Source organism: Neobacillus citreus (assembly GCF_018343545.2).
Classification (GTDB): Bacteria; Bacillota; Bacilli; order Bacillales; family Cytobacillaceae; genus Neobacillus; species Neobacillus citreus.
Map to the genome: position 1 here is coordinate 1 of NZ_JAGYPE020000040.1, position 18,840 is coordinate 18,840.

At 41.3% G+C, this 18,840-nt stretch carries 19 protein-coding genes and 1 pseudogene; 7 read left to right on the forward strand and 13 right to left on the reverse strand.

Translation table 11 applies throughout. The features are described 5' to 3' along the window. Positions 1-102: 102 nt before the first annotated feature. Positions 103-324, forward strand: a pseudogene (locus tag KHB02_RS19140) (thioredoxin family protein); the annotation flags it as partial. A gap of 398 nt (positions 325-722) precedes the next feature. On the opposite strand, the gene KHB02_RS19145 reads toward KHB02_RS19140, so the two are convergent. The 3 genes from KHB02_RS19145 to KHB02_RS19155 all read right to left on the reverse strand — a co-directional run bounded on the left by KHB02_RS19145 (position 723) and on the right by KHB02_RS19155 (position 2,432). Further along, positions 723-881: a hypothetical protein gene (locus tag KHB02_RS19145; protein ID WP_241113968.1), complete on the reverse strand. Its 159-nt coding sequence runs from the start codon at positions 879-881 to the stop codon at positions 723-725. A 440-nt stretch (positions 882-1,321) separates the two neighbouring features. Beyond that, entirely contained in the window at positions 1,322-1,567 is a 246-nt protein-coding gene (locus tag KHB02_RS19150; RefSeq protein ID WP_241113969.1) for a hypothetical protein, read from the reverse strand. A gap of 433 nt (positions 1,568-2,000) precedes the next feature. Further along, positions 2,001-2,432, reverse strand: coding sequence for a DUF2383 domain-containing protein (locus KHB02_RS19155; RefSeq protein WP_213145702.1), 432 nt, complete (start codon positions 2,430-2,432; stop codon positions 2,001-2,003). A gap of 198 nt (positions 2,433-2,630) precedes the next feature. On the opposite strand from KHB02_RS19155, the gene KHB02_RS19160 reads away from it, so the two are divergent. Continuing rightward, entirely contained in the window at positions 2,631-2,711 is an 81-nt protein-coding gene (locus tag KHB02_RS19160; RefSeq protein ID WP_213146060.1) for a YjcZ family sporulation protein, read from the forward strand. 186 nt (positions 2,712-2,897) lie between these two features. Here the strand turns inward: KHB02_RS19160 and KHB02_RS19165 are convergent, their stop codons facing one another. The 7 genes from KHB02_RS19165 to KHB02_RS19195 form a co-directional block, all read right to left on the reverse strand. Next, positions 2,898-3,995 (reverse strand): 4Fe-4S binding protein, encoded by a 1,098-nt coding sequence (locus KHB02_RS19165; RefSeq protein ID WP_213145701.1) that lies wholly within the window; start codon positions 3,993-3,995, stop codon positions 2,898-2,900. A gap of 88 nt (positions 3,996-4,083) precedes the next feature. After that, entirely contained in the window at positions 4,084-4,887 is an 804-nt protein-coding gene (locus KHB02_RS19170; protein WP_213145700.1) for a dimethyl sulfoxide reductase anchor subunit family protein, read from the reverse strand. After that, entirely contained in the window at positions 4,887-5,450 is a 564-nt protein-coding gene (locus KHB02_RS19175) for a 4Fe-4S dicluster domain-containing protein (RefSeq protein WP_213145699.1), read from the reverse strand. Before KHB02_RS19175 ends, KHB02_RS19170 begins: the two co-directional genes overlap by 1 nt. Before the next feature lie 12 nt (positions 5,451-5,462). Beyond that, positions 5,463-7,664 (reverse strand): molybdopterin-dependent oxidoreductase, encoded by a 2,202-nt coding sequence (locus KHB02_RS19180; RefSeq protein WP_213145698.1) that lies wholly within the window; start codon positions 7,662-7,664, stop codon positions 5,463-5,465. Beyond that, the gene (locus tag KHB02_RS19185; protein ID WP_213145697.1) at positions 7,658-8,278 is read right to left on the reverse strand and encodes a TorD/DmsD family molecular chaperone; all 621 of its coding nucleotides are present in this window, start codon (positions 8,276-8,278) and stop codon (positions 7,658-7,660) included. Before KHB02_RS19185 ends, KHB02_RS19180 begins: the two co-directional genes overlap by 7 nt. Then, the gene (locus tag KHB02_RS19190; RefSeq protein ID WP_213145696.1) at positions 8,271-8,513 is read right to left on the reverse strand and encodes a hypothetical protein; all 243 of its coding nucleotides are present in this window, start codon (positions 8,511-8,513) and stop codon (positions 8,271-8,273) included. Before KHB02_RS19190 ends, KHB02_RS19185 begins: the two co-directional genes overlap by 8 nt. A 314-nt stretch (positions 8,514-8,827) precedes the next feature. Continuing rightward, positions 8,828-10,879 (reverse strand): molybdopterin-dependent oxidoreductase, encoded by a 2,052-nt coding sequence (locus KHB02_RS19195; RefSeq protein WP_213145695.1) that lies wholly within the window; start codon positions 10,877-10,879, stop codon positions 8,828-8,830. A 129-nt stretch (positions 10,880-11,008) separates the two neighbouring features. Here KHB02_RS19195 and KHB02_RS19200 point away from each other — a divergent pair, with 129 nt between their 5' ends. Both KHB02_RS19200 and KHB02_RS19205 read left to right on the forward strand, forming a co-directional pair. Beyond that, positions 11,009-11,584, forward strand: coding sequence for a 4Fe-4S dicluster domain-containing protein (locus tag KHB02_RS19200; protein ID WP_213145694.1), 576 nt, complete (start codon positions 11,009-11,011; stop codon positions 11,582-11,584). A gap of 1 nt (position 11,585) precedes the next feature. Continuing rightward, positions 11,586-13,157, forward strand: coding sequence for a PucR family transcriptional regulator (locus KHB02_RS19205; protein ID WP_213145693.1), 1,572 nt, complete (start codon positions 11,586-11,588; stop codon positions 13,155-13,157). A gap of 101 nt (positions 13,158-13,258) precedes the next feature. On the opposite strand, the gene KHB02_RS19210 is transcribed toward KHB02_RS19205, so the two are convergent. Together KHB02_RS19210 and KHB02_RS19215 are read right to left on the reverse strand one after the other, a co-directional pair. Further along, the gene (locus KHB02_RS19210) at positions 13,259-14,542 is read right to left on the reverse strand and encodes a sensor histidine kinase (RefSeq protein WP_213145692.1); all 1,284 of its coding nucleotides are present in this window, start codon (positions 14,540-14,542) and stop codon (positions 13,259-13,261) included. A gap of 1 nt (position 14,543) precedes the next feature. Beyond that, on the reverse strand, positions 14,544-15,218 hold the full coding sequence (locus KHB02_RS19215) for a response regulator transcription factor (protein WP_213145691.1): 675 nt from the start codon (positions 15,216-15,218) through the stop codon (positions 14,544-14,546). 223 nt (positions 15,219-15,441) lie between these two features. Here KHB02_RS19215 and KHB02_RS19220 point away from each other — a divergent pair, with 223 nt between their 5' ends. The 3 genes from KHB02_RS19220 to KHB02_RS19230 are packed head-to-tail and all read left to right on the forward strand — an operon-like array spanning position 15,442 to position 17,631. Beyond that, positions 15,442-15,897: an FMN-binding protein gene (locus tag KHB02_RS19220; protein WP_213145690.1), complete on the forward strand. Its 456-nt coding sequence runs from the start codon at positions 15,442-15,444 to the stop codon at positions 15,895-15,897. An 8-nt stretch (positions 15,898-15,905) separates the two neighbouring features. Further along, positions 15,906-16,820: an FAD:protein FMN transferase gene (locus KHB02_RS19225; RefSeq protein ID WP_213145689.1), complete on the forward strand. Its 915-nt coding sequence runs from the start codon at positions 15,906-15,908 to the stop codon at positions 16,818-16,820. Next, the gene (locus KHB02_RS19230) at positions 16,798-17,631 is read left to right on the forward strand and encodes an RnfABCDGE type electron transport complex subunit D (protein ID WP_213145688.1); all 834 of its coding nucleotides are present in this window, start codon (positions 16,798-16,800) and stop codon (positions 17,629-17,631) included. Before KHB02_RS19225 ends, KHB02_RS19230 begins: the two co-directional genes overlap by 23 nt. Positions 17,632-17,765: 134 nt before the next feature. On the opposite strand, the gene KHB02_RS19235 is transcribed toward KHB02_RS19230, so the two are convergent. Further along, complete coding sequence (locus tag KHB02_RS19235) at positions 17,766-18,785, reverse strand: aliphatic sulfonate ABC transporter substrate-binding protein (RefSeq protein WP_213145687.1); 1,020 nt, start codon at positions 18,783-18,785, stop codon at positions 17,766-17,768. Positions 18,786-18,840 lie beyond the last annotated feature (55 nt).

Below are 18,840 nucleotides of genomic sequence, written 5' to 3' on the forward strand. Positions count from 1 at the left end.
TAAGCTAACCACTACTACTGCCTTCGTGGCTCGGGACTTACACCCTAGAGACTGCACCCATGCCGGGCGCACAAACAGAACTGAAGCGTATGTCACGCTTTACTTCCTCAGGTTGAGGAGGTTATGAAAGAGTTTAGTCAAATTCATTGTGGGATTATTGATGCAGGTGAGGTAACAGACATAGCCGGGCACTTTAGTATTTTTACAGTACCGGTTCTCCTGTTATTTGTCGAAGGAAAAGAATCCTTGAGAGAAGCAAGAATTGTTCATCTAGATCTCTTTCGGGAGAAAATAAAAAGAATTTATGAGTCAGTCCTAAACTAAGCTACTCAGTCTTCACTTAGGTTCATCAACCGTAATTATCACCCCATTACAGCAAAAGGAGAAAAATAGATGCAAATGCTTTATCGCTTTATATAACTGAAGTATAACCTAATAATTCTTTGTTCTTCAACTAAAACTCCGTTAGCTCAGCATTATTTATGATCAAGTTTTTATTAGCTCAAATTTAATGTCAATCCAATGTAATGGGGATTCACTTTACCTTATTTATTTTTTATTCATGATTTCTTAATTCAACTCAAAATGACGTGTATTAGCACACGTCATTTTTGTTTGTATCTATTTTATTTTTAGCTATTATCTGCCATTTCCTTCGATTAGTTAGTTAATCATTAGACAATTCTTCCGGCTTGTTTAATTGCTGTTGACGGTCATTTATACTACGGTTTGAAAAACTTGGGAGCGGGTTCTCTTCTTTCCGGACTCGTCTCTTCTCTAGCCATTCCCGAATACGTCTGCGCAACCTTGACCTCTTTTTCAACATATATCTCCCCTATCACCTTCATTTTTCCTTCGGCAATCCACCGGGTTAGCATCATTTGGGTTTCACTAGTAGTATATGTTTTCATTTTAACAGGTTAAGGGCAAATTTGTTAAATTTATTTGTATCTTCTTGTACGGTTTGTAAACTGCATGCACCTTGGTTTAACCGTCTTCGCTTTTTATTCAACGCTACAGCAAGCACCCATTAAATACCCATTTCGCCACATTAACCATTTTAACGGGTGTCATCAAAATTATTATGGGTGCTATGAAGTTAGGTCGTTTAAAAACTTATTGATAAAATTGCCGTTCATAACAAGCCTGGTGGACTTGAGAAAGTTGCTGGTCATTAATCATGGTAAAGAACACACTCATTTTTGAAGTGTGTTTTTTTATCCTCGTAAGATTGTAAACTAATATACTAAAACTATTGAATGGCATTCTAAAGTTAACATAATAAAATTATTGTTTACTAATCTATTTTGAAACATGGTCATCAAATACCTTTTGGAAAATGAAAGATTACATATTTTCTAGTCCACATTTCACTTGAAACCATTATTTCCCCTTGTTCATTTTGAAAAACAAAGCCCGAACCTAGTTGTTCTTTAAAAAACCAGCCTTTATCTTCCATTAATCTTTTTAAATTTTCATACGCTCTCCCTTGTTTCATTTCTGATACATACCATTGGTAACTGTCTTCCTCTGTGATTTTAACAATATTTCCATTCGATTTATTCACCTTATTTATCACTTCGGATTTTGAAATTGATCTGATCGGAAGAGAAGGATAATAAACATCCTTCAGATATATCAATAGGACTCCGAATAAAATTAATACAATAGTACCTGTCCTAACCCATTTCCCCATGAGGAACACCTACCTTAATACTGAGAGATGACAACTGATTAGGCCTATTTTACAACAACCAATAAGGCATTACCAATCATTTCCACATGATGATATAAGAATTGGCTATTAATCTACCGGACCACTGATCGGCGGCTATTTTTTTCCGAACTTTCTACTTAGTACGGACATTTACTCGGTTTTTTCACCGTTTTTGTCCGTAGGAATCCTTCTTACGGACAGTTCCTCTGCTTTTTTCACCCGCTTTGTCCGAAGGTGGTCTGAAAGGTGATGCATGAGAACCGTCCCCATGCATCACCTTTCATCAATGAAGCAATTGTCGTAACTCCTGTGCGATTCTGCGGTTTGTATCGATCACTTCTTCGACGATGCGTTTGCTTTCTGGGTCCAGGTCTCCCTTTACGAGTTCTTCCGAATATTCAACACCATATTGCTCCATTCCCTTTAAAGCATCCTGGATTATCCCTTCAGTTTCATCTGGGACGATCATCTTATGCATGTAGCTTTTTAGCTTGCCTGAGACTCCTTCACTATCTGCAGGAACTCCATGTAAATTTTGAATCCGTTCGGCTAGAACTTCGGCCGATTGCTTCGCCTCTTGCTGCAGGGACTGAAACTTCTGCTTTATCGCTGTTTCCTCCAGCTTTTGGATATGATGTTCAAAAGCGTGAATTCCCATATAGGTTCCTCTTAATAATGTGTTTAATTCCTCAATGACTACCTCTTCTTTGTCCATTCGTTTCACATCCTCAAGGTTTATTATGAAGCGTGTGAGAGGTTTTATCCTATCTTTTGTTGTTTCGAATTAAACCATAAAAATATTATTATGTCAGCATAATTCCATGCTTGTCCATTTCACTCATATTCCTTCTATCATAGCATGTACTATCCCTTAGAGATAAGGAGGTGATTCATTTTGTCTGACGGATATGGAATGGGCACATCTTTTGCGTTAATCGTAGTGCTTTTCGTCCTCTTGATTATCGTTGGTACACAGTTTATGATGGGGTACTAAGCTTACAATCAAAATTGTAACGACTCATTTTATGGATAGAAGCGTCAAAAGGCGCTTCTATTTTCTATATATTAAAAAAGTGTCAACAAAATTCGATATACCTAAAAGCAGTTAGAAAAATGGGTTCTGCTCTCCGGTGTGTTAAGGCGTTAAATGACTAAAGGACTGACCTATAGATCATTAACATTATTGACTTTCCGTTCGAAACAGCACCGATTCCCTTCCTTGTCCCTTTAACAACACGCGATTCTCTGCTTCTATTAATTGTATTTGCTTAAAATAACAGATTTCCTCACAGAGTTTGCAGTCGACGCAATTTGCTGGTATTAGCTTGATCTGCGTGGCGCCATTTTCTGTTTCTTGGACAAGTGCGTTGGTAGGACAGAGAATGGAACAGGCTCCGCACAAAGTGCAATCAGACAAGATCATTGGCACCCGAACATTCTTTTCTGTTTGTAGGTCTTTATTCTTGATAAGTTGATTCAAAAACAAGTTTCGCTTCACCATATAGGGGTAGGTGGATTCTTTAAAAACTTTTTCCATCACACCGTTGGCTGCCACATTCCATTCTTTTCGAATGAGCGAAGCCGAATCGCTCTTGAGCTTTTCCTGGTACGGTTTAATTTCAGCGCAGCCGAGAGTTTCTTTCACTGCCAGCTTATGAACGTCCTTCCATTCCCTCCATATGGAATGAAATAAGGATCGCTTGCTCTTATCCAGCCCTTCTAATTCTGTTGACTTCTTCAAGGCCAAAGCCAAATCCATACACTTGCCGCTCATCCTTTCTGCAGCAGCCAATTCTCTTTGCCACAACTCTTCTCCCTGTTTTATTTCACACCTATCGCATCCCCCATCAGGAAGGTGAATCGACAGATTGTCACATTCCTCAAGAAAGGTAAGCCAGGCTTCTCGTGGTATGCTGCCGAGGCAGGGAACAGCGACTGCTGCCACACATTCCTCTTTAATGGAATGTCTTTGGCAATGCAAATAAACGTGTTCGCTTTCTTTGCATGTGTGCAAAACCGTTTCAACCAAATGGTGGAGAGAATGCCGATTGGAGGAAAGTGCGCTTGTTGGACAAACCGTTGTACATAATCCACATTCTAAACAGGAATCGGTAATCTCGAGTGTATCCTTCGTAAACGTGATGCAGTTTGTTGGACAAGAGTCAACACACTGCCGGCATGTACTTTTAGGCGATATCAATCGAGTACAAAGATTTGCTTCAATCATAAGCGTTGTTGTATTTTTCTCAATTGCCTTTGCCCAGGTCATCAGATTCATTCCAAACCAGCCTCCTCTCTAGCTTATAAAACAATCTAAACCTACAAGTGAACATGATGCATGAGAACCGTCCCCATGCATCACTTACCTACAAATGAACGGCCGTTTCGTAAAATTGAAAGCGGGCCAAGAACTCACTAATTAATAGGAGCAAAAACACCACGGAATAGGTGATGCCCGTCTGCTTTTGTTTGCCGATTGAGTTGATTGCAAGAATGGCAAACGCAATGACAAACGTGAACAGCCGCAGCCAAAAAATAAACTGACCTGTCATTAATCGCAGGCTCTCACCCGCTTGCGGCAGGCCGCCTTGAAGCCCCGAGAAATAGAGCAGCATCACAATTGCCGCTGCAATGAAGCCAAATAGGACAAATGTGGTGATCTTCATCGACAGCTCTCCACGAATCAGTAAAAACAACCCAACAAATAATGGTCCTAAAAGAATAGAAGTTAAAAAGAACATCATCATGGTCGTCATCCCGTTCCAAGCTGGAATCACTGGAATCATATAAATTTTGGCTGAAGAGAAAATCGCGATTCCGCCGAGGATTGCCGCGATTGCACCACTTATGCCGCGCCAGGTCGACACATCTTTAAACCAAAACCAGGTGTACAGGAGGCTTAGGCCAACAAAGGCACCGTAAAAGGTTACCTCACGGCTAAGCCATGAGACCTTGATATTTAAAATTGCCCGATAGGCTGCAAATGGATGGCCTAAATGAAACATAGAGACTAGGACTGCCACCCCGCCAATCACCACAAGTGAAAGCGAAATAAGCAATCCGGTTTTCCATTGGATCGTGTTCTTCCAGTCCATCCACCAAAGCGTCACAATCCCGCCGACGGCTAGTTGTGATAATACAGTAAAGATCACGAGTGGCAGCTCATGCATTACGATGACCTCCTTGTTTGTTTGCCTGGCTTTGGCAAAATAAACTGTGTCGTTGGATGGGTAATCGAAGGGTCGGCAAAGGTCGGCACGATGCTAACACCATTTGCCGGCTGGACCTCATTATAATCGACGATTTGAATCGCCTCCAACGGACATTTTTCTACACAGATGGGCAATTGGCCCACATCTAAACGTTCATGGCACATGCTGCATTTGTCCATTTTTCTTTTAACCGGATTGTACACAGGAACCTTATATGGACAGGCCTTGCCGCACATTTGGCAGCCAATGCACAGCTCCTGATTGTGGACGACAATTCCGTCCTCCCGCTTCGTATAGGCACCAACCGGGCAAGCCTTTTTACAGGCTGGGTCCTCACAGTGATTGCAGGCGGTGGACACAAATGCCCGGACAGGCGTACCGACAATGTCCTCCGGCAATTCCGTTACCCGGCGCCGCCGCATCTCCGGTTCAAGCTGATAAAAACTTTTACACGATATTTCACAAGCGTGACAGCCGATGCAGCGCTCAATATTTACTAAAAACCCTAGCTTTTTCGCCATGGTTGCTCCCCCTTACGCTTTTTCAATATTGACAAAGTTGTCGTGAAAGGCAATTCCGCGCTGCCCTTTTTGATATTCACCCATATCTTCCGCCAACGCCTTTACCGTAAAATTCTCCGTATAATTGACACCCTTCCACCAGCCTTCATACATGACAACCGTATCTGGCGGTACCATCTTTGTTATCTTAGCAGGCAATGTCATATGGCCAGTTTCGTTTATGATTTTGACAATATCGTCGTTCTGAATTCCCTTTTTCCTCGCCAATTCGGGATGGATCTCAAGGAATGGATGATCCTGAATCGCCATCAGCCAATCTTGATGCTGAAATTGGCTGTGAATCCCAAATTTCCAGTGCGGCGACATACAGCGAATCGGATATTCCTTGGGCGCTTTATACTCTTCTGTAAATACAGGAAGCGGGTGATGGCCATATTCAACTGCTTTTTTTGAAAAAAATTCATATTTGCCGGATGGTGTTCGAAACTTTAAGTCCTCCCAGGCTACCGTAATTTTTTCATTTGCTTTTGCCGTACCTCCTTTTTTCCTGAGGTCTTCCCAGCTGTCAATGTTAAACAGCTCTTTTATTTCATCATTGAACTCTTTTTCGACCCAATCCTTAGGGTCGCCGGAGGTTGGAAATGTACACGAGCCCGAACTTAACTGGTTTAATTTTTCCGATAGACCCATGGCAATTTCCAAGTCACTCTTTGCTTCATATAGTGGTTTGATCGCTTGTTCGTTGACATTCATCCAATAGTGCCAGTAGCTGACATTGATCCCGACCGACTCAAACGGGGTGGTGACCGGCAGGACGATGTCGGAATATTCAACGGTTTGCGTCATATATAAATCAGCGGTCACGATTAAATCCATTTGATCAAACGCTTTTTTCACTACGGTTGGTTCCGGATCTTGGGCTAACGGGTTGCGGCAGGCAATCCACATCATCTTAATCGGCGGATCATTGGCTGCTAAAACCTGGGCCCCGAAATTGTTCATATTCACATAACGGTCCTCTTCTCCGCCGCTTCCTTCTGGTGCACCAAAGCCCATCGTGTAGTAATTGAAACCCCATGTTTCTTCGCCAATATAGTTGACACCGCCGCCTCGTTTGCCAATGTTTCCGGTAATCGCAGCAAGGGCATCGATCGCCCGGACCATAGCGCCGCCATTGACGTGACGCTGCATCCCGAAACCAATCCAAATGTTGGCTGGTTTGGCTGTCGCATATTCACGTGCCAAGCGTTCAATCACTGGCTGTGGAACACCCGTTTTTTCCGCCGCCCATTCAACCGTAATATTCTTGTTTACATAAGCGAAGAATTCCGAGAAACCAATTGAATTCGCGGCAACCCACTCCTTATCATACAATTGATGATCGAAGATATAGCGGATCATACCAAGTGCCAGAGCCCCATCTGTACTTGCTTTCACCTGGATATACTCATCGGCTTTTGAGGCTGTTTGCGTAATCAGCGGGTCTATGACGACCAGCTTTGTCCCGCGCTCCTTCGCCTGTTCAATAAAATACATCGAATGCGCCGAAGTCCAGGCAGGGTTTGCTCCCCAAAGGATGATATAGTTCGCGTCGAGAAATTGCTCCGGATCATTGTTATAGGCAGCGCCCATATCAAAGCCTTGGGCATCCGAACCGGCTGGGTCACATGGAGTCCCTTGAGCCCGGGTTGTATAGCCGATACTCGACAGCATTCCTTCGGTTGCATAGTTTAAAATATTGAAGTTGCCTGAATATTTATTTAGACAAATAGGAAGTGTGCTGCCGTATTCCTTTTTTATTTCCAGAATCTTTTTGGCAATAATGGTGTAAGCTTCATCCCAGCTAATCCGTTCCCAATTGCCGCTGCCCCGGCCCTTTTGCCGCATCGGATATTTAATCCGGTCGGGTGAATAAACCACACGAGGATACGTATTTCCCTTAACACACAGCCTCCCTTTCGTATAACTGTTGTTTTCGTTTCCAGTGATAAAGGTAATTCTGCCGTCCTCAACGGTTGTTAAAATCGAACAAGTATCATAGCAGTTGCGCGGACAAGCATTATAGAATTGCTGGACTTTTCCGTTTGCTTTGGCTGCCGCTTTCGAAACCAGCCCATTTGGCGCCTGACTGCCGGCGGCACCTAGTCCCAAAAGGGCTGTTAATGAAGCGGACCCCTTTAAGAAATTTCGGCGTGTAATCGATTCCGTTAACATATGACGGCCCCCTCTTCTTCCATTAATAATTTTTCCTGCTGTAAAAATCCTTTCAATAAATAGGCAAACGCCAACGTAATCGGATTTCGGCTGTGCTCCTCAATTTTGCAGCAGTGTATCTCGCACCATTTCAAAAGGTGATTTTTCAAGAACAAGTGCAGGACTTCCTTCTTCTCCTCAAATCTGATTAAATACAGAATAAATTCCAATTCAAATTGGAGATGATCATCAGGCATCTGCCCCTCCATGTCCACCTGCAGTCCTTCATGATAATAAAAGTTGCGAACCTTCAATGTCTCAGCCTGCATTACTGTGCCTTCAATGTTAAGATAACTAGACTCATAGGGCGACGCTAATAGTTTGTTAGGACCGACAAAAAGCCGGTTATAATCGTATTCTAATGTTTCCAGAGTTTGTTCGTTGATGTCAGCTAGCAGGTTTAACGCTTTTGTTCCCCATTCATTTTTCCTTATGGCTGGCTTGCTTGAAAGACAAGCTGCAACTGTTTGCCATTCACCAAGGGTTAATTTCATTAAGTCCCCCCTATAGTAATGCCAACAAAGCTGGTATATCTCGACTCTTTCATCCTGCCTGTCGATCCATTTTTCATTCATCGGATTCGCCCTCTTTTGTGGACATGATTTCTTGTTTAAGCTTGTTGAATTCCGCTTTTTCCTCTTCGGTTAATTTCATTTCCTCTTTCACGACTGGATGCGGATTACCCTTATAATTTTCATTAGGAGAAGATTGGATTTTCGCTTTTAGATCCTCATTTGCCTGCTCGCCGCACCCGGTTAGTGAACTAGCGATCATGACAGTAAGGAGGAGAAATAGAAACTTTTTCATCATCGATTTAACTCCCTTCAGGATGTTGAATTCAGCATACCATGTTCAGGAGTGAGCAAATGTAGAAGTGTCTACAAGCTTTCGAAGACGCTGGTGTAAAAAGAATGAAACCGATGCTTTTGTCACACCTTGCTCATATTTTCACAATATTTCCGACACATTTTTATAAAAAAAGTATTTATGAATCCAGCAAGCTTATTTGCGATTTTACGAGTTTTAATTGCGAATCCTAATCTTTTAAAAAAGAGCCAAAAAAAGAAAAGTATGGAATTCGATTCAACTACTGTTCTACAGTAACTGAAATCATCCATACTTTTTCAAGTGAGTTTTTCGATATTAACGTACAGATCATTAAGCGCATTCCCGTTTCCACCGGTGACCATTTTTCCCATGTCAGCAGGAATAAAGTCAATCAGCTGATTGATCAAAGGATGATTGGGATGAATGACAAGTGTATGATTCTCTACATCCTCGGAGTATTTGGCACGAATGGTAACTTGTCCATGAGAATTGAACAGCTTAATCAGTGAATTTGATTGAATCCCTTTTTCCATTGCAAGTGCAGGATGCAGATAGATACAAGGCTCCGGATTTATTTGCTTATAGGAATTTAGGTTTTGAAATTGTGAATTAATCCGGAACGGTTCATGATTTAATAGTAAGAGATATGGATATTTACTTGTTTTTTGCTCGTTTAATAGCGCCATCCCAAATGGTGAAAGCTGTTCGTTTTCCGCCCTTGTTGAGAAAAGCTCCATTTTTCCTGACGGCGTTTTGAAATCTAAGCTTTCCCATGCTGTTTTCGGGAGATTCACCCTTCGTGGACCGTTCAATAATTCACGCCAATTTTGAATTTGCAACGCTTGGTAAAATTCATCCGTAAATTCCTGGTCAATAAATTCCTCATCCGTTAGGTCGGTTGGAAAAGCACTGAAATTCTGCTCGTACTCATTTAACCGTTTGGAAAGCATTCGGGCAATTTCCAACTCACTTTTGCTTTCATAGTAAGGACTGATTGCCGGCTGATTAATACTGATCCAATGATGCCAATAACTCGCAACCACATCCCACTCCTCAAATTGAGTGGTCGCCGGCAAAACAAGATCGGAAAAGGCCGCGGTCTCGGTTAAAAAATGATCAAGCGTCACGATTAACTCCAATTCTTGCAGCGATTGCTTCAGCTGTTCGATATTTCCGCTTTGGGTGAGTAAATTTCTGCTCGTAATCCAAAGAAGTTTCACAGGAGGATTTTGTTGCTTCTGCAATTCATTCGCGAAATCATTAAAATCGAGCGGCCGGACCCCGGTCGATCTTTTTTTGTCTTTCGGTTCAGCTTTGAGAATGTTGTAGCTAAATTTCCAGGTCGCCCGTTGTCCAAATTGAACACCGCTTCCCTTCCTACCCAGATTCCCTGTGATTGCGGCAAGGGCATTGATGGCGCGAATATTCTGTCCGCCATTTTGGTGGCGCTGCATGCCAAACCCCACCCAAAAATAGGCCGGTTTATTTTTCGAAAGCACTTCTGCCAAGTATTGGATTGCCTCTATTGTTTGCCCGCATTGCTTGAGCGCCTCCTCCATGGAACTGTGCCTTAGGTATTCTGTTAATTCCGTCCAACCATGCGTATGGCGGCTGATAAAGTCAGCATCATACAAGTCATGCTCAAAAATGTACTTGGCAATCGCGAGTGCCAGCGCTCCATCACTCCGCGGCTTAATTTGAATATAAGTATCTGATTTCTTCGCCGTCTCCGTGTAAACTGGGTCAATCGTAATCACCTTCGCCCCTCGCTGCTTAGCCCCAAGGATATATGGCATCGAATGAATCGAGGTCCAAACAGGATTAATTCCCCACAAGATAATCGTTTTCGCATGATGAATATCTACCATATCTGATGTGTGATGTTCGCCGAAATCATAATAAAGGGCATCCATACCGGGTGCCCAGCATGGATTACCGATTGCCCGTGAGGTTTTCCCCAGCCCGTTAAAGAAGCCCTCCATCGCATGATGCAGGATGCCCATATTCCCGGAATATTTATTTAAGGCTAACGAAAGGTGTGAATCATAGTGCTGATAGAGCTCAATGATTTTTTCCGCTATGAGGTCGATTGCCTGAGTCCAAGAAATCCGCTGCCAATTCCCGCTTCCCCGCGGCACTTGTCGCATTGGATATTTCAGCCGGTCGGGATGGTAAACATGCTGCAAATAATTATACCCTTTGGCGCATAAGAGCCCGTTTGTATAACCATGCTTAGGATCACCGGAAACCTTGGTTAAACGGCCATTGACCGTATACCCCAGCATGCTGCAGGAACTATAGCAATTACGGGGACAAATATGGCGGGTAATCGTGTACGTCTTGTCCATGGGCAATCTCCTTTCTCGATAAATTGTTAAAAACTTGTACCAAGTTCCGCAATTCCTCTGTAATAAAACTATTTATACTTAGTATAAAGGGAAAACTTAATTATTTGAGGTTAAAAAGGTGATCATTTTATGAAACAACTTGGTTTTCTTGTCCATATTGAAAAATGTCTGGGATGTCGTTCCTGTGAATTCTCCTGTAAAAATGAACATGGCTATGAAGATACTTTTCGGAGAAAAATCCATGCTGTTGCGGGAGATGGCATAAAAGGGCACAGTTTTCACCATTTTTCAATGGCGTGCAACCATTGTGAAAATCCTGCCTGTCTTCCTGTTTGCCCGGAAAGCTGCATCAAAAAGAAGCCGAATGGGATTGTTTTGATCGATCAAACCAAGTGTTCTGGCTGCGGTAAGTGTGTAACCGCCTGTCCATTTGATGCGATCACCATTAACCCGATTACGAAAAAAGCAGATAAATGCAATATGTGCTACGAGCGCCAGATGAAAAACAAGACGCCCATTTGCGTCTCGGCCTGTCCGGTTAAAGCGATTGAAATCATAGATATTAACGATCCAAAAAATGCCCATTGTGAAAAAGCCGTCCATGGTTTCGAAATGAAAAAAGTCACCAGCCCTTCCATTCGCTTTCAAACACGAAAGGAAGAAATTCAGCATTTTTTTGTAGCTGTCGATGAAGGAGGAATCTAACATGTTAATTTTTCAGGAAATTATAAGCTCGACTCCTTTTGACAATGCGGAAATACTGGCGGGATGGAAGGGAAAGGACAGATATATCCTGCAGGCTGCTGCACCAACCGACTTGTTGGAAGAACCAAGCCTGTTACTGTTGTCAAAGTCCGGCGACGCCCATTTACTGTTGGCAGATTATCTTGAACATCCAAACATCCAAGGGATTCTTCTGTACGGGGCAGAAAATATACATCTATCTCCCACGATATTACAAATGGCTGAAACCATTGGTAAGCCTTTATTAGATGTATCTGTGTCAAATCCATACAGTTTGCAAAAAGCCATCACCGATTTACAGCAGCTTAAATCGATGGGATTGTTTCATTTGGTTTGGGAGCGTACTACGAATTATTGGCTTCAACTCGGGCAAAGAAGCGGATTGAACGGTCTTTTGGCAAGATTGGGTTCCATCATCGGCGAAGGAATACAGATGTTAAATGAACATTTTTATATCCGAAAATGGAATGGTGATGCTGACCCGGAGGAACAAAGAAAAGACCTTCAAGCAAGCTACTATCAGCAAGTAAAGTCACGGTCAGATGTACTATTCATGCTTAACAACGGCGCCGATGAGTATCTCCTCATGCGGCTGCAATCTGGGGAAATTCTTTATGGCTTTATGTTCATCCAAGTACGGCCTGGCATGATGCTTGACGTAACGATTGAACAGCTGACACATGCGATACCTGCGATTATTTCCATGTTAAAAAGTGAAAAAGCTGTTCTTCGTGCACATCAATCATACAAAGAACAATTTTTAACAAATCTTTTATATAACAATATTGAATCTGAGCAGACGTTAATCAATTTGGGCGGGCAATGGGGCTGGGACTTCACGAAACCAACTCAGTTAATGGTATTGCGCATGGATGTGGCCACCAACTTCACTGGTGGTACCATTGACCAAAACGAGATTATTAGTCACATACGCTCGATCGTCCAGGCCAATTTTCTCAACCTGATCGCCTTTCCCATCCAAGGGTTCATTGTCCTGATTATCTTTGATTCCCCTGCTGTGACGGGAATCAATCGGAAAGAATTTATGGTTTCATTGGCTGGAAAAATCCACCACAGTCTCGCACACTCCTTTCCGGGCATCGACTTCCAGATTGGCCTTGGCCGGCAGCATCCATCAAATATGGAATGTTTTCGAAGCTTTTATGAAGCGAAAGTTGCACTCGAGCTCGGGAAGTATGAAACGAAGCACCGTGCTGTTCTTCATTTTGAGGACATCGGTATCGCGAGGCTGCTGGCCAACATCCATAATGATATTTTACATGACTATTATCAAGAAACATTGGGTAAATTGATCGGAATGGATCAAGAAGAAGATTTTTACCTTGAAACAATCGAAACCTTCTTCACGAATAATGCAGATATCAATGCAACGGCGGAACAGCTGTATATTCATCCAAACACATTACGAAAGCGGATCAAAAAAATTGAATCCCTGCTAAATGTAGATTTCAATCTCTTGGATGACCTTGTCAAAATCGATGTCGCCTTAAAAATTATGAAAATGCTGAAATGAGTTTATCTAACCAAAGAGCGTGACAGTCCATTTAGCACAAAAGTTATGAAAAATTGCTGGTTGCCTTTAGTATTTTTATAGGATCCTTCCATTGATGAAAATCAATGGAAGGAGGTGATATGCCGTTTGTTAAGAGGAACATGCATAATAATTTGGGTCCCCATTCCTATTTCACTCGCTGCACGGATTTTCCCGCCATGTAATTCAATAATCCACTTGGCAATGGAAAGTCCAAGACCTGTACCTTCATATTTTCTAGTCCTCGCTTTATCACCTCGATAAAAGCGGTCAAATATCAAAGGCAAGTCTTCTTTAGAGATCCCTTCCCCTGTATCAGCAATGACAATGTGGGCATTAAATCCTTTTACATTACATTGAACGGTAATTTGCCCGTTTGCGGGAGTGTATTTCAATGCATTATCTAAAATAATCATAAATAATTGATAAAGCCTTTCCCTGTCTCCTAGAATTTCCACTGGACTCTGGATTTTAGAGATCAGCTTTATACCTTTTAACCTGGCCAATTCCGAAAAATCTTGAACCACTTTATTTAATAAGGTATCTAATTGAACTTTATTAACGATTATCTCAAGCTGATTGGAATCAGATCGTGCTAACGTAAGAAGTTCGGAAATCATTTTCGTCATATACTTAATTTCACTGATTGACTGTGAGATATTTTCACTTTCTTCTTCAATACTGCTTTTAGGGTGCCGAAACAAACGTTCCAAATTCAGCTTCATAACAGCAAGAGGTGTCCGTAATTCATGTGAGGCATCTGCAACAAACTGAGATTGTTTGTTCCAAGCCAATTGTATTGGCACCAATGCTCGATTGGCTAAAAAGAAACCTGCTAGAATGGCGACAACAACGCTTATTACACTTCCAAATTCAATAAAGACTAAAAGATGTTCCAACATTTCCCTTTCACGTTCCAAATTATAAATTAATTGTATTCTTTCAACATATTTTGTACTGCCATTGATACTTATTGAATGATGAATTGGAATGTTAATCGTTCGATAATAGAAACTTGCAATATGAACGGTACTTGGCGACTTTGAATTTTTCTCTTCTAACAGTTTATCTTTAGCCTTTTCAGAAATAATATTTTTAGGGATTTCAGCCTGAAGGATATCGTTTCTTCCCCAAAAAAGGAAAATCGTCCGTTGATCATCTTCATTTTCATCTGGTTTAATAAATTTAGACATATCACTTTTGTGCTCTCGGGTAATATGTGTTTTAGCATGTTGTAATGTTTCATCTATCTCCCGATATAAACGATATTCCATATAAAAATAAAGGAATGTTCCAAAACTGCCTAATATGATTAAGAGTACAACTGAATTTAATAAGACTAATCGCTGCCTCGTCTTTTCAAACATTTTATTCCTCCGTAAGCATATAGCCTACACCTCGTATGGTACGAATGATATCGCCATATCCAAAAGGTGCTAATTTCTTTCGTAAATAGTGGATATACACATCCACAACCGACTCTCCCGCATCAGATTCAATCCCCCAAACACGATCGTAAATTTGGTCACGCATGAGAATCTTTTCCTGATTTTGTATTAAATAATAAAGTAATTCATATTCTTTTTTGGTTAACTTTAACGTATTCTCCCCAATTGAACATTGCATTAGGTTCGTATCCAAAGTGATTTCACCATAGATAATTTTGCCCTCAAGGCCAATTTTTCCTGCACGCCTAAGGACAGATCTTACTCTTGCTAAAAATTCCTCAGTAGCAAAAGGCTTTACCAAATAATCATCTGCTCCGACATCTAAACCCTTTACTTTATCTGCAACACTATCTTTTGCAGTTAAAATGAGGGTTGGAACGTTCATCCCCTTCGCATGGAGCTCTTTAATAAGTGAAATTCCATCTAAACCCGGCAACATGAGGTCAATAATAAGTAAGTCATACATCCCAGATTGGGACATGAATAACCCTTCTTTTCCGTCTGCAGATTGATCCACTTCGTAACCTTCTTCTTCTAAGATTGTTGATACGATTCTTCGAAGAGCCGAATCATCCTCTATGACTAAAATGCGCATAATCTCACCTTATTCCTTGTTCTTAAAATGAAAACAATGATTTTAACTATATATTTTATCAAAGAAAGATTTAATTTTTCTTAGAAAATTTCTCGTTTTATGACTTCCCTACAAAAATTTTTATTGGAAAGAATTTTCATCTTTCTAAGAGAATTTTAAGATTGCCTCATTATACTAATGTTAATCATTAAAAACCAAAAAGAAAAATTTAGGAGGACTTTTAATGGCTAAAATGGATCGAAAGTGGGTCGTTTTGTGTTCAGCGGCTGTTGCTGCTGTTTACGCCACCGGTTATTTTTCTACGGAAGCTGAAGCGACGAAAACGACATTGAGACAACATGCCCCTATCAATATTCAAACAAAAGCAGATAACCCAAGTGTGGCTGAATCCAAAAATCAGCCAAAAAAATCATTATATAAAAATGGTACCTTTACGGGCATGGGAGAGAATAGACGCGGTTCGATTGAAGTCGCAGTAACAATCCAAAACGATAAAATTACGGATGTTGAAATAAGCGATTTTGCTATGCATTATTCTGAAAGTGATGTCGTCAGACTGCCTAATGAAGTTTTACAAAATCAAAATGCACAAGTATCGAATGTTTCAGGGGCAACATACAGTACCCAAGCTTTTCAAGACGCCGTACAAGACGCACTCTATCAAGCCCAAAATAGTTAGGAGAATAAATGAAAAAAGCGAAATTATTTATGGATACAGTTGTAGAAATACAGGTAGTGATGAATGGAACAGCATCCAAAGAGCTGGTTGAAACAAAAGTGGACAGGGCTTTTGAAGCGTTCCGGAAAGTAGAACAGGCCTGCAGCCGATTTAGTCCTGACAGTGAATTAATGACTGCCTTCCGGGTTATTGAAAAACCGGTACAAATCAGCCCGTATTTATTTGAACCTCTGAAGTTCGCGTTAGAAATGGCCAAATGGACGGATGGTGAATTTGATCCTGCCATTGGAAAAGTCATGGAGGAGCAAGGATATAACCGACATTATTTAACCGGTAAGTCTATAGAAACGCCTGCTGCCGATTCCACAGCTACATTTAGGGATATTATTTTAGATGAACAGGACCATACATTATTTTTAAACAAACCTCTTGTCATCGATTTAGGTGCGGTTGCTAAAGGGTTTGCCATCGATTTGGCTGCTAACGAACTAAGAGATTTTGAAGGTTTCATGGTTAATGCAGGAGGGGACCTGTTTGCCGGCGGAATGGATTGGAATGGACGCCCATGGAAGGTAGGAATTCAACATCCCTTAAAAAAAGATCAAATCATCGATGTGATTGAAATCTCGAATGAAGCGGTTTGTACCTCTGGAAGTTATGAACGAAAGAATGCCAACATTCCCGGGATGCATCACATTATCAATCCAAAAACGGGATATTCACCTAATGATTGCGTCAGTTCCACCATTATTGCGCCTTTTGCCATGCTGGCGGATGCCTTTTCGACAACCGCGTTTTTGTTTGGCCGTGAAAAAGGAAAGATATTAATCGAAAGCGCTGGCTTAAGGGGACTTTTCATTACACCTGATTTACAAATTGTGAAAGTCGGAGGAACACAAAATGACAGCAAAGAAATGGCTTAAAACACCAAAAGGTTATGTGACCCTGGCAATGATTATTTACCTGTTGATCGCCTCAATTGGGTCTAAAGATATAATGGGTATTAAAAATGCTTTCGTGGCTGTTTTCGTTTCGGTCATCGTGGACATTCTTTGTCGTACAGTGAAAAAAAGCAAATGGAGCATGCCGGATAGTGCCATTATTACAGGGTTAATTATATCCTTGATCATAAGTACAACGTCATCTGTAGGAGTCATTGCAGCAACGGCTGTTATGGCCATCTTGTCCAAGTATCTTCTGGTCTATAAGAAAAAGCCAATCTTTAATCCTGCGGCCATTGGTTTGCTTTTATCTGTCCTTTTCTTCCATTCTGGACAAAGCTGGTGGGGGGCCTTCGGAGATCTTCCCGCTTGGACGATTGCGTTTCTTTTAATTGGAGGATACGCCATTACTAACCGAGTCAATAAATATCCTCAGATTTTCGCGTTTTTTGGTACAACTTTTTTACTATTGCTCCTTATCGGTTATTTCAATATTGGAGGTGAAACGGATGCCCTCCGTCCACCTTTTATCAACGCAACTCTTTTCTTTGGCTTTTTTATGCTTACAGATCCGCCTACATCGCCGGCAAAAGATAAAGATCAAGTGATATTCGGAATCCTTACGGCGGTTGCGGGAACGCTCATTTATGGACTTTTTGGAGGATTGACTTATTTGTATTTTGGGTTAGTTATCGGAAATTTCTATTCCTTCCTCAAAAAACGCTCGTCTTCAAAGGCCTCATTGAGCCGTTCTAATGTAATAAAGAATAGAGGTTTGCAAACTTACAGATAAAGTGAACTAAATTAGTGGGAATTGTATTACCCCCACACTGATCAATAGGAACTAAGTTTAAAGGGGCTTTTGGGAAGCCCCTACCTATAAAGAAGGCACAAGTTTGTTTAATAAGCACAACACTTTTATTCACTCTATTTGTTCGTTAATTCCTTCAATGCCTGCTCTACAAATTTGTTCTCAATTACTTTGGACGTATCCAGCTTTTTATTAATACCGCCAACGGAATATAAAAAGTCAGCTTGTTCTTGGTGTGCTTTGCTAAATTCAGCTGTAGCCGGAGACAAAATAGGATCACTTTTTTTCAAAACCGTTTCAATGATTTTCACGTCAACCTTTTGTGATTGCGCGATCTCCTTTGCTACCTCGTCAAGGTTTTCGACGTAGTGCCTGCGGACCTCTTCATATGTTTTTAAAAATAAGACGGTTAAATCGGGATGTTCTTCGGTAAATTTTGTTCTGGCAATCAGAAAGCTAGGTGCATTAATATTCAAGTCCTCTCCGGTCGCTAGTTCTTTTGCTCCCGTTTGAAACACAGCTGTCGTCACATAAGGCTCCCACACAGACCAAGCATCAATGGAGCCATTATCCAATGCCGGTCGCGCTTCATCCGGCTGGAGCTGAATAATCTCGATATCTTTATCTGTTAAGCCGGCACGATCCAATGCCATGTATAAAAAGTTATAAGCACTGCTGCCTTTTGCGACAGCTATTTTCTTATTTTTTAAATCCTTTAATTCTTTAATGGAGCTTCCTTTCGGTACTAAAATAGAATTCCCCTTTCTCCCATCAGCTGTAACACCAATGGCCTTAAAATCGACATTCCCTGACTGCCCGGCAATGACTGGTGTACCTCCCACAGACCCAAAATCCAGCCGGCCTGAAGCCAATGCCTCAAAATGCGGCGGTCCGCTTGCAAACTCATTCCAGGTCACTTTTACTCCCTCTTTTTCAAATGCCTTTTCAAAGTATTTATGATCTCTTGCATAAGTGAGAATTCCTGTTTTCCCTTGAACCCCTATGTTCACAACAATTTCCTTATTCGGTGCCTTTGACGAAGTTTCAGAATTTGAAGACGACGCTGCGCAGCCGCTTAGTAAAAGTAAAAAAATTACGGCTAGTAAGCTATAATATCGAACTAATTTTTTGGACATGTAATTACCTCCGTTTAAACATATATGATTAGTCGGATTAAAACCAAAGGTTCCC

Bases quoted from the DNA above. Each gene is read 5' to 3' on its own strand.
- KHB02_RS19145 (WP_241113968.1), bottom strand. From the start codon at position 881: ATGATGCTAACCCGGTGGATTGCCGAAGGAAAAATGAAGGTGATAGGG.
- KHB02_RS19155 (WP_213145702.1), bottom strand. From the start codon at position 2,432: ATGGACAAAGAAGAGGTAGTCATTGAGGAATTAAACACATTATTAAGA.
- KHB02_RS19160 (WP_213146060.1), top strand. From the start codon at position 2,631: ATGGGCACATCTTTTGCGTTAATCGTAGTGCTTTTCGTCCTCTTGATT.
- KHB02_RS19165 (WP_213145701.1), bottom strand. From the start codon at position 3,995: ATGAATCTGATGACCTGGGCAAAGGCAATTGAGAAAAATACAACAACG.
- KHB02_RS19170 (WP_213145700.1), bottom strand. From the start codon at position 4,887: ATGCATGAGCTGCCACTCGTGATCTTTACTGTATTATCACAACTAGCC.
- KHB02_RS19175 (WP_213145699.1), bottom strand. From the start codon at position 5,450: ATGGCGAAAAAGCTAGGGTTTTTAGTAAATATTGAGCGCTGCATCGGC.
- KHB02_RS19180 (WP_213145698.1), bottom strand. From the start codon at position 7,664: ATGTTAACGGAATCGATTACACGCCGAAATTTCTTAAAGGGGTCCGCT.
- KHB02_RS19185 (WP_213145697.1), bottom strand. From the start codon at position 8,278: ATGAATGAAAAATGGATCGACAGGCAGGATGAAAGAGTCGAGATATAC.
- KHB02_RS19190 (WP_213145696.1), bottom strand. From the start codon at position 8,513: ATGATGAAAAAGTTTCTATTTCTCCTCCTTACTGTCATGATCGCTAGT.
- KHB02_RS19195 (WP_213145695.1), bottom strand. From the start codon at position 10,879: ATGGACAAGACGTACACGATTACCCGCCATATTTGTCCCCGTAATTGC.
- KHB02_RS19200 (WP_213145694.1), top strand. From the start codon at position 11,009: ATGAAACAACTTGGTTTTCTTGTCCATATTGAAAAATGTCTGGGATGT.
- KHB02_RS19205 (WP_213145693.1), top strand. From the start codon at position 11,586: ATGTTAATTTTTCAGGAAATTATAAGCTCGACTCCTTTTGACAATGCG.
- KHB02_RS19210 (WP_213145692.1), bottom strand. From the start codon at position 14,542: ATGTTTGAAAAGACGAGGCAGCGATTAGTCTTATTAAATTCAGTTGTA.
- KHB02_RS19215 (WP_213145691.1), bottom strand. From the start codon at position 15,218: ATGCGCATTTTAGTCATAGAGGATGATTCGGCTCTTCGAAGAATCGTA.
- KHB02_RS19220 (WP_213145690.1), top strand. From the start codon at position 15,442: ATGGCTAAAATGGATCGAAAGTGGGTCGTTTTGTGTTCAGCGGCTGTT.
- KHB02_RS19225 (WP_213145689.1), top strand. From the start codon at position 15,906: ATGAAAAAAGCGAAATTATTTATGGATACAGTTGTAGAAATACAGGTA.
- KHB02_RS19230 (WP_213145688.1), top strand. From the start codon at position 16,798: ATGACAGCAAAGAAATGGCTTAAAACACCAAAAGGTTATGTGACCCTG.
- KHB02_RS19235 (WP_213145687.1), bottom strand. From the start codon at position 18,785: ATGTCCAAAAAATTAGTTCGATATTATAGCTTACTAGCCGTAATTTTT.